Origin of the sequence: Chamaesiphon sp. (assembly GCF_041738855.1) — a bacterium.
Taxonomy (GTDB): Bacteria; Cyanobacteriota; Cyanobacteriia; order Cyanobacteriales; family Chamaesiphonaceae; genus Chamaesiphon.
Window position 1 is genome coordinate 1 of record NZ_JBGSPA010000118.1, and the last position, 7,193, is coordinate 7,193.

The window sequence follows — 7,193 nt, forward strand, 5'->3', positions numbered from 1 at the left end:
TCAATGTTTTTTCAACTATTAATGATATTGATGGTGGATTTTAATGTGCCAAAAATTGAAAAAATTCTGCTGTTAGCCTAAAAGTGTTGAAATGCCTGAGTTTGAGGAGACAAAACTTCATCGAACTCAGGTTAGTAGGTAGTTCTAAACCCGATCCGCGTAAGCGCACAGGATCTCGCAAAAAACAGCCAGCCCTAGTAGGCTGACTGTTCGATCGCTCAATACTAAAAGTTGATGATGTTACTCTTTTAGCCAATTAGCTTCGTGCATCATCATCTTGACAATAGACATATCGCTCTTTCCTGTACTGAATTTTTCCCATGCAGAATCATCTAATGTGCGATCGAGAGGATGATACACTTTTCTTCTCTCGTAATATTTATCCTTAGCAAGAACTAATAGTTCTTGATTACTCACTAGTGAGATGATTGCAGCATCAAGGCGTTCCCATTGTTTCTCGAATTGAGAAAGTTGCCCAATTGCCCAATGGACACCGCCACACCACTCACCTATCCAGTATTCGTCTCCTGGCAATGGACGCGATGCACAGACGACAGTTTTACCACTTGAGATAAGATCGGTTAATTTTTGACGTTCGATCGATGATGCTGGATTATACGTTCTGGTTCTCATTTTTTGTCAGGGGTTGGTAGATAAAGGTTGGTGAATGGCTACTTGCGATTGCGAATTTTAACAAGTGGTCTGGCAACTGATAAAGGAGCTGCACCATAGATTTCAACGCGACAATTGGGCATTCGCTCGGCTGCGGCAATAATCAGAGCACGAACGTCAACCCAGTTGAGTCCACCCAGCCCACAGCCGAGCTGAGGAATGGCAATACTCTGGATTTGGCGGGTATTGACTTGATGAATCAGATCTTCTAAGCCCGACTCGATCCACTCCAGTTTCGATGGGTTACGCCAATCGATCTTGGTGGGGAAGTGGACGATCGATAATCCCCCTTCTTCGCTGCTAATCAAGACCTTTCCTGGCTGCATGGCTCCATCACGGCAATGGGCGCGGTAATGCTCGAAGGATTTGGGGAAATTCTGCTTGAACTGGAGTGCTAGACCAGCACCTTTGATTCCCAGGCAGTTAACAGCATCGACAAGAGTGTGGGCGTTGGAGTTAAAAATGTTTCCGGTGATGAACTGATACATAATGGGAATTCGGGTAAAGGGTATAGGTAATAGAATCCAAGAGAAGTCAGCAGATCCGATAGATTCGCTGATTTCTTTTGGGATGCTAAGGTGACTAAACAGGCAAAGGGATCTTTGCAGACCACAAACCGATACCGATGCGCTGTGGATCGACATTGGTGGCACGATGACGACACTTACAGTCAAACTGGAGGAGTTCACCGCCGTTGAGGTCGAAGGAGAAGACTTCGCTGGGGGTAATGATTTCGCCCTGTCGCGACTTGATTTCTCGCGACTCAATCTGGAAAGTGGACTTGCCTAGTGCAAATAACCAGGCTTTAGAATAAGCATAAGCCGCGTCACGATGCCAGCCGATCGCGACGTTACCGCCGAAAACTTGAGCGAGATCGGCTGAAGGTGCAAGACGTTTGAGAAACGTCCACAGTCGATCGTCTTTCACGCCGCTGGTATAAGTACCATTGGCGTAATTTGGCTCGGCTTGCAACCAGAGGTTTTGTCGTCCTCTCGCGCATTGAGCGGTTTCAATGCCAGCTTTGGTGGTGAGGAGATTTCGAGTGTATTCGGCGACTTCTTGCCAGTTAGAAACTGTACGGATAATTTGGGCGGGTGAAGTTGCAACTGGAGATGGAAGGGATAAAGTAGGTATTGTAAGTACGTTGAAATTAACTAAAACTGATACGCGTAAGCGAATGGACTCTGAAAAAAGCAATCGACCCAATTGGATCGATCGCAGTATCAGGAAGCCCCATTCTGCTCGCCGAAAGCACCAAGTGGTAACTGCCAATTAGGATCGATAATGGGTAAATCCCAAGTCTCACTATCGGCAAGGGCGGCGATGTCTGGTTGATGGGGATAAGGAACACCGCGATCGGCTAGTTGCTCTACTGAGTACTTGGCATCGATCGTGTGATTTAGTTCTCGCTCCAAACTACTGATGCGATCGAATGTCGCTGGGTAATCCCTACGGATCGTTGCCCATTGAGCGGGACTAGCAAAGATACAGGTACGGCAACTGAGCCTTCCAGTTCCCCACTGATATGCGGGATGCGGTCGGATCTTGTACTGGGCAATTTTCTCCCAGACCATTTCGATCGTCCAGTCGAGAACTGGGCGGATCTGGTATACTCGCCGTCCCCGTTTGGTGGGAGCCATGTATTCTCCGGCAAAAGCATACTTGGCGCGGTTCTGGGATTCTTGGCGACGTTCGCCCGTGACAACGACGATCGTCTTATCCTTGAATCTTTCCTGGTTCGCAATTGCTGCTCGACAGACATCGATCTTCAAGCTAGATGAGCACCATCTCACACGGAGATCGGCGGATTTCGACGGGAAGCGACGGCGGACATTTGGCTTCCCATTTCCCCCAGAACTCATCAGACCGTCGGGGGTTTCATACCACGTTTCGCGATGGGGTACATTGTCCCGTAGTAATTCACCTTCAAAGCCGCCACCGAGCCAACTGAAGTAAATGGGGATGCCAAAGTGTTCGGCGATCGCCTTACAGTAGGGCTTGGTGACTTTCCAATCAGCAAAGTTAGCTCCTGTGCCGTCGATTTCGTGATGCCAAATTTCTAGGCGATCGACACCTAGTTCTTCGATCGCCCATAGGAGACAAGCGATCGAATCCTTACCACCGCTAAGGCAGATGATGTACTTGAAAACATCGCTGGGATTGGGTAATTGAATTTCTAGGGGTGGAACTAGCTCTACCCCTAAATCTTTGAATAGGGTAAGTTGTTTCACACATAGAGGTCTAAATTGGCTAGTTGACACTCCTTGATATAAACATACAAGGATTCTTAGATCTTCGACCGAACTTAAATTAAGAACATTACTGCACCTAGCCCAGAGGTTCAATCTCCCTAAGCGTTTACGATTTCAAGAATCGAAGTTCCGACGTGCCCCGTCGTACTTATTCCGCGATTAAGAATTACAATTGCGGCATTACGATCTCGATCCATCTCACATCCACACTGACAAGCATGGGTACGAGTAGATAGAGACTTTTTAACGACTTCCCCACAATTGCTGCATTCTTGGCTAGTATATGCAGGATTTACCGCAATGGTAATTCTGCCAAACACCTTTCCAAAGTATTCTAAAAAAACTCTGAATTGATACCAAGAAGCATCGCTGATTGATTTGGCTAGACAGTGATTTTTGATTAGGTTGGACACTCTCAAATCTTCATAAACTATTACGTCGTTTGACGATATTACGCATCTTGCAAGCTTAATTGCAAAATCTTTACGCTGCCTACTTATTTTGAGATGTCTCTTGCCTACAACCACTCTAGATTTACGACGATTCATTCCACCTTTTACCTTCCGACTTACAAGACGCTGGGCACGTTTCAACCGTGCTTCACCTCTCCGCAGAAATCTGGGGTTAGGGATGATTTCACCATTTGAATTGGTATAGAACTCTTTTAGTCCTACATCTAATCCAATCGTTCTACCTGTCATCGGCAAAACTTCTACTCTATCTACAGAAATGCAAAATTGGACATAATACCCATCTGCTCGTTTGATTAATCGTACTCGTTTAATCTGGTCGGGCTGGTAGAAGTTAAGGTCGCGAGTACCTTTGAGCTTCAATCTACCAATTCCGCACTTGTCGGTAAAAGTGATTGACTTTCTATCTTCAGCTAGCTTCCAAGAGTTAGTTTTGTATTCAACCGAGCGGCAGTCTTTTTGAAATTTAGGAAACCCAACTCTTTTACCCTTTATCCCTTTTTTGACATTATCGTAAAAGCGGGAGATACTAGCCCAAGCTCTTTCAGCACTGGCTTGTCGAGCCATTGCACCTAACTTATTAGCGAAATCAAACTCACGCGCCCAAATTGCACAGTACTTAGAAAGATCGAACCAAGATTTAGCACCACCATCTATCCATAGCCGAATCGATTTGTTACGAATGAATTGACAAATTCTAATCGCTTCGTCGATCGCTTGGAATTGATTTAGTTTTGCGTAAGCCTTAAATTCGAGAACGAGCATCTTAATTTCCTCCTGCTTCTATGATAGCATGGTTGTCATAGGAATAGTCGGAAACCTTAAAACATGAAGAAAGTCCCCTTAAAAGGGGAGGCTCTAACCCCAATTCTTCTGGTAGATAGGGTGGTCGCGGAAGCATGTAATCAGATCGAGCGTTTCGCGATCGGGAGTATCGATCGCGTCTTCAGTTGGATCGTAGAAGTCGGGGTCGTAATCGATCTCTGGTACTTTCTGTTCGTAACTAGGACAGTCTCTGGCGATCGCTACCATCTCTAGATCTGAGGATAGATGGTCGAAATCTTCGCGACGATCTGAGTGTTCGAGGTGATGGCATTCCCAGCCGGAATCGGGTGGCTCATCGATCGAGCCGTGAAAATTCCAGCTATGGCAGTGGGAGCAGTTCTCGCAAGAAATCATTGGATCGATCGGGGGTAAGTGGTAATGGGATGCAAAAAAAGCCAGAACCGTAATGATTCTGGCTGAGTATGTGAGACAGTCCTAGTGAGGATTGAAGGTGATTATTGTTTAGAAGAAATCAGAGTCACACTGTCAGCGGTCAACTCTAGCTTGGAGCATTGCGCCCCAGTCTCTTTGTTCTTCCATGTGGACAGACCAATTCGACCGCTAAGAGCAACCTCTTTACCTTTGACAACAAAGTTTTTGAGGATTTCACCTGTTTTACCGAATGCTGCAATTGCATACCAGTTGGTGATATCTTTGCCAGCTTTTACGGCTAGAGAGAATTTAGTAATGTCTTCATTGTCCTTGGTAGCGGAGACTACTGGGTCAGCACTGGCTCTACCCAGTACGCTAATTGAGTTGATTAACGTACCAGTGGGAACCACGCCAGCTTGAGTGATTTTCAGGCTTAAAGCTGTAAAATTATCAACAACGTTAGATGTCAGCATACCTACAGCAACGATCGTCGCGTTAGGTTTGATAACATTTTCCAGAAATTTACTACTGGTAAATTCGATTGGATCGTTATTCTTACCAAAAGTACCTTTGCCGCTAATAATTGTACCATTGAGAGTAGCTTCGACGACGTTAATTGAAAGTGCAATGTTACGCATAATACTTGATATTAATTAATGAATTTCTAAATCCGAAACGCGTAAGCGCAACCCAGTTTTTGCTAAAGACTATTAGTTGATGATTACTATCTTAGTATTCCCACAAACAGACTCAATTAGTTCTTTGAAATGTAAAGATCGATTGCTCTAGCAGTATCTCTTTCTCCAACTAAATCCACGAAATAAGCAATAGCCGGAGTTGGTTCGAGAGTTTCAAAATAGATATCGCCATTTTTGGATAACACTGCATACGATCGCTCTCCATTAGATCTTTGGTAAGAACCGATGGAGTAGTCTTCTGCAAGGAGAACCCCCTTGTTCTTGAAAATGGATTTGACAAGCTTGTAAATGAATGGTCTGAGGCGCATAATATCTATTTGTAGTTAATATGAATAGAGATCGATCTAATTGGATCGATCTCTATTTAGTGAACTAGGAACATTCGAGGAAGATACCCTTTCTTCTGGCAATTATGAGAGTATGCTGGACTATAAGCCTCCCGTCTATATCATCTGAACTGGTAAAATCTCCAGCCCAAGAGACGATCTGGATACTGTTAAATATGGGTAATCCGGCACTTTGAGATTTCATTTCAAATTCATCAAGATCGAGGACGCGATCGTCAGCGACCGCATATTGTTGAATAAAATCATAACGATCGCTGTCCATGCGCCCGAATTCACAGGCAGCTAAGAAATCAACCCGTTTACCAGATGCGTGAAGGCGATCGCAGTATGTTTGAAAGGTAATCATGAGATTAATACTCACTGGGTAATAACAGGAAGATCCGATCGCGGGTTGTGACCCAGATTTTAATTTCTGGTAACGGGAAATCAGTATTGCGTATTTCTTGACGAGCTAACTGATTACCATTTCCATCTTCACATGTGAGGAGAGCCGCAGTACCATCAACTACCAGATGCCAAACCTGGAAGTTATTAGCTGGGGGAAATATTTGAGATTGGTGGCTGGCGATTGCATTTATTAACCAAAAGCAATCTGCACTATCTTGGAGGTATTGCACTCCTTCTGTGAAGAAAATTACCTTTGGATCGTACATTTCAAGAGTATGGACTGTTTCGCTGCCATGAAAATGCGTTAGGGCTTCTTGAATTTCGGTAGCTGAGAGCATAAATGATTTGGGTGAGTATAGGAATCTAGATCCGATCCGCGCAAGCGCACACAGATTGTAGGAAAGCAAGAGAGCGATCTAATTAGATCGCTCTCTTGCTTTAAGGGTAGGTAACGATCGGATTACCATTACTCGGAATGCCATAAACGATCGGCATTTTCTTGGTGATAACACTAAAAGCAGCTTGTTGTGCTATTGCCTCAACTAACTTGTAGATCGGGGATTGCCCTTCAAATTCATAGCTTTCTATCATCCAAAAATAGAGAGCTTGAACTAATAAAGCTGGATTTTCCTGGCTTAACTGAATATAGTCAAGATTGATTGTTCCAGTTTTTAGATATCCACCAGTAGACCCCCAATGCCGATCGAAATCTACGCGATCCCATTCAGGATAAAGCTGTGCATAATTATTGGTATTGGCAGCAAACATTTCCTTAATGATAAAAACCAAGTTTATTGATAGAGCCTGGAATGGTTGATTTACCACTAACGGGTAATGCTCTACTTCAAAAAATCAAGAATCTCGCTCATTTAAGTAAGCGAGAAACTGCTAAGGAATGTGGGTATGTGAAGATTTCGACAACAGGTAAGGAGCGAATCGACTTGTCGGGATTGTATGCAGCGACTTTGGCGGCTTCGGGACTAACTTTGGATGCGACTCAATCGATGGGTAAGCCTGGGAGAACAGTTACCTATAAACCTGAGTTCGATGAAGTTTTGTCTCCTCAAACTCAGGCATTTCAACACTTTTAGGCTAACAGCAGAATTTTTTCAATTTTTGGCACATTAAAATCCACCATCAATATCATTAATAGTTGAAAAAACATTGATT

The 7,193-nt window shown here is 44.1% G+C and carries 11 protein-coding genes; 1 reads left to right on the forward strand and 10 read right to left on the reverse strand.

The window, feature by feature from the left end; genetic code table 11:
- Window positions 1–240 precede the first annotated feature (240 nt).
- The 10 genes from ACEW9I_RS11000 to ACEW9I_RS11045 all read right to left on the reverse strand — a co-directional run bounded on the left by ACEW9I_RS11000 (window position 241) and on the right by ACEW9I_RS11045 (window position 6,812).
- A complete protein-coding gene (locus ACEW9I_RS11000; RefSeq protein ID WP_373540381.1) occupies window positions 241–633 on the reverse strand; it encodes a hypothetical protein in 393 nt (130 codons plus the stop codon).
- Window positions 634–671: 38 nt separating this feature from the next.
- Window positions 672–1,160 carry a macro domain-containing protein gene (locus ACEW9I_RS11005; protein ID WP_373540382.1) on the reverse strand — a complete coding sequence of 163 codons (489 nt, stop codon included), beginning with the start codon at window positions 1,158–1,160 and terminating at the stop codon, window positions 672–674.
- A 94-nt stretch (window positions 1,161–1,254) separates the two neighbouring features.
- Window positions 1,255–1,944 (reverse strand): hypothetical protein, encoded by a 690-nt coding sequence (locus tag ACEW9I_RS11010; RefSeq protein WP_373540391.1) that lies wholly within the window; start codon window positions 1,942–1,944, stop codon window positions 1,255–1,257.
- A complete protein-coding gene (locus tag ACEW9I_RS11015; RefSeq protein ID WP_373540383.1) occupies window positions 1,896–2,903 on the reverse strand; it encodes a phosphoadenosine phosphosulfate reductase family protein in 1,008 nt (335 codons plus the stop codon). Before ACEW9I_RS11015 ends, ACEW9I_RS11010 begins: the two co-directional genes overlap by 49 nt.
- A 119-nt stretch (window positions 2,904–3,022) precedes the next feature.
- Window positions 3,023–4,159, reverse strand: coding sequence for an RNA-guided endonuclease InsQ/TnpB family protein (locus ACEW9I_RS11020; protein WP_373540384.1), 1,137 nt, complete (start codon window positions 4,157–4,159; stop codon window positions 3,023–3,025).
- A 93-nt stretch (window positions 4,160–4,252) separates the two neighbouring features.
- Window positions 4,253–4,573 (reverse strand): hypothetical protein, encoded by a 321-nt coding sequence (locus tag ACEW9I_RS11025; protein ID WP_373540385.1) that lies wholly within the window; start codon window positions 4,571–4,573, stop codon window positions 4,253–4,255.
- Between the two features lie 101 nt (window positions 4,574–4,674).
- Entirely contained in the window at window positions 4,675–5,229 is a 555-nt protein-coding gene (locus ACEW9I_RS11030) for a single-stranded DNA-binding protein (protein WP_373540386.1), read from the reverse strand.
- Window positions 5,230–5,661: 432 nt separating this feature from the next.
- A complete protein-coding gene (locus ACEW9I_RS11035) occupies window positions 5,662–5,982 on the reverse strand; it encodes a hypothetical protein (protein WP_373540387.1) in 321 nt (106 codons plus the stop codon).
- 4 nt (window positions 5,983–5,986) lie between these two features.
- Window positions 5,987–6,361, reverse strand: a complete 375-nt coding sequence (locus ACEW9I_RS11040) for a DUF6876 family protein (protein WP_373540388.1) — start codon at window positions 6,359–6,361, stop codon at window positions 5,987–5,989.
- A gap of 100 nt (window positions 6,362–6,461) precedes the next feature.
- Window positions 6,462–6,812: a hypothetical protein gene (locus tag ACEW9I_RS11045; protein ID WP_373540389.1), complete on the reverse strand. Its 351-nt coding sequence runs from the start codon at window positions 6,810–6,812 to the stop codon at window positions 6,462–6,464.
- Window positions 6,813–6,832: 20 nt separating this feature from the next.
- Here ACEW9I_RS11045 and ACEW9I_RS11050 point away from each other — a divergent pair, with 20 nt between their 5' ends.
- Window positions 6,833–7,114: a hypothetical protein gene (locus ACEW9I_RS11050; RefSeq protein ID WP_373540390.1), complete on the forward strand. Its 282-nt coding sequence runs from the start codon at window positions 6,833–6,835 to the stop codon at window positions 7,112–7,114.
- Window positions 7,115–7,193: the final 79 nt, after the last annotated feature.

Excerpts from the sequence above, each read along its gene's own strand:
- ACEW9I_RS11000 (WP_373540381.1), bottom strand. The coding sequence starts at position 633 with ATGAGAACCAGAACGTATAATCCAGCATCATCGATCGAACGTCAAAAA.
- ACEW9I_RS11005 (WP_373540382.1), bottom strand. The coding sequence starts at position 1,160 with ATGTATCAGTTCATCACCGGAAACATTTTTAACTCCAACGCCCACACT.
- ACEW9I_RS11020 (WP_373540384.1), bottom strand. The coding sequence starts at position 4,159 with ATGCTCGTTCTCGAATTTAAGGCTTACGCAAAACTAAATCAATTCCAA.
- ACEW9I_RS11025 (WP_373540385.1), bottom strand. The coding sequence starts at position 4,573 with ATGATTTCTTGCGAGAACTGCTCCCACTGCCATAGCTGGAATTTTCAC.
- ACEW9I_RS11030 (WP_373540386.1), bottom strand. The coding sequence starts at position 5,229 with ATGCGTAACATTGCACTTTCAATTAACGTCGTCGAAGCTACTCTCAAT.
- ACEW9I_RS11035 (WP_373540387.1), bottom strand. The coding sequence starts at position 5,982 with ATGATTACCTTTCAAACATACTGCGATCGCCTTCACGCATCTGGTAAA.
- ACEW9I_RS11040 (WP_373540388.1), bottom strand. The coding sequence starts at position 6,361 with ATGCTCTCAGCTACCGAAATTCAAGAAGCCCTAACGCATTTTCATGGC.
- ACEW9I_RS11050 (WP_373540390.1), top strand. The coding sequence starts at position 6,833 with ATGGTTGATTTACCACTAACGGGTAATGCTCTACTTCAAAAAATCAAG.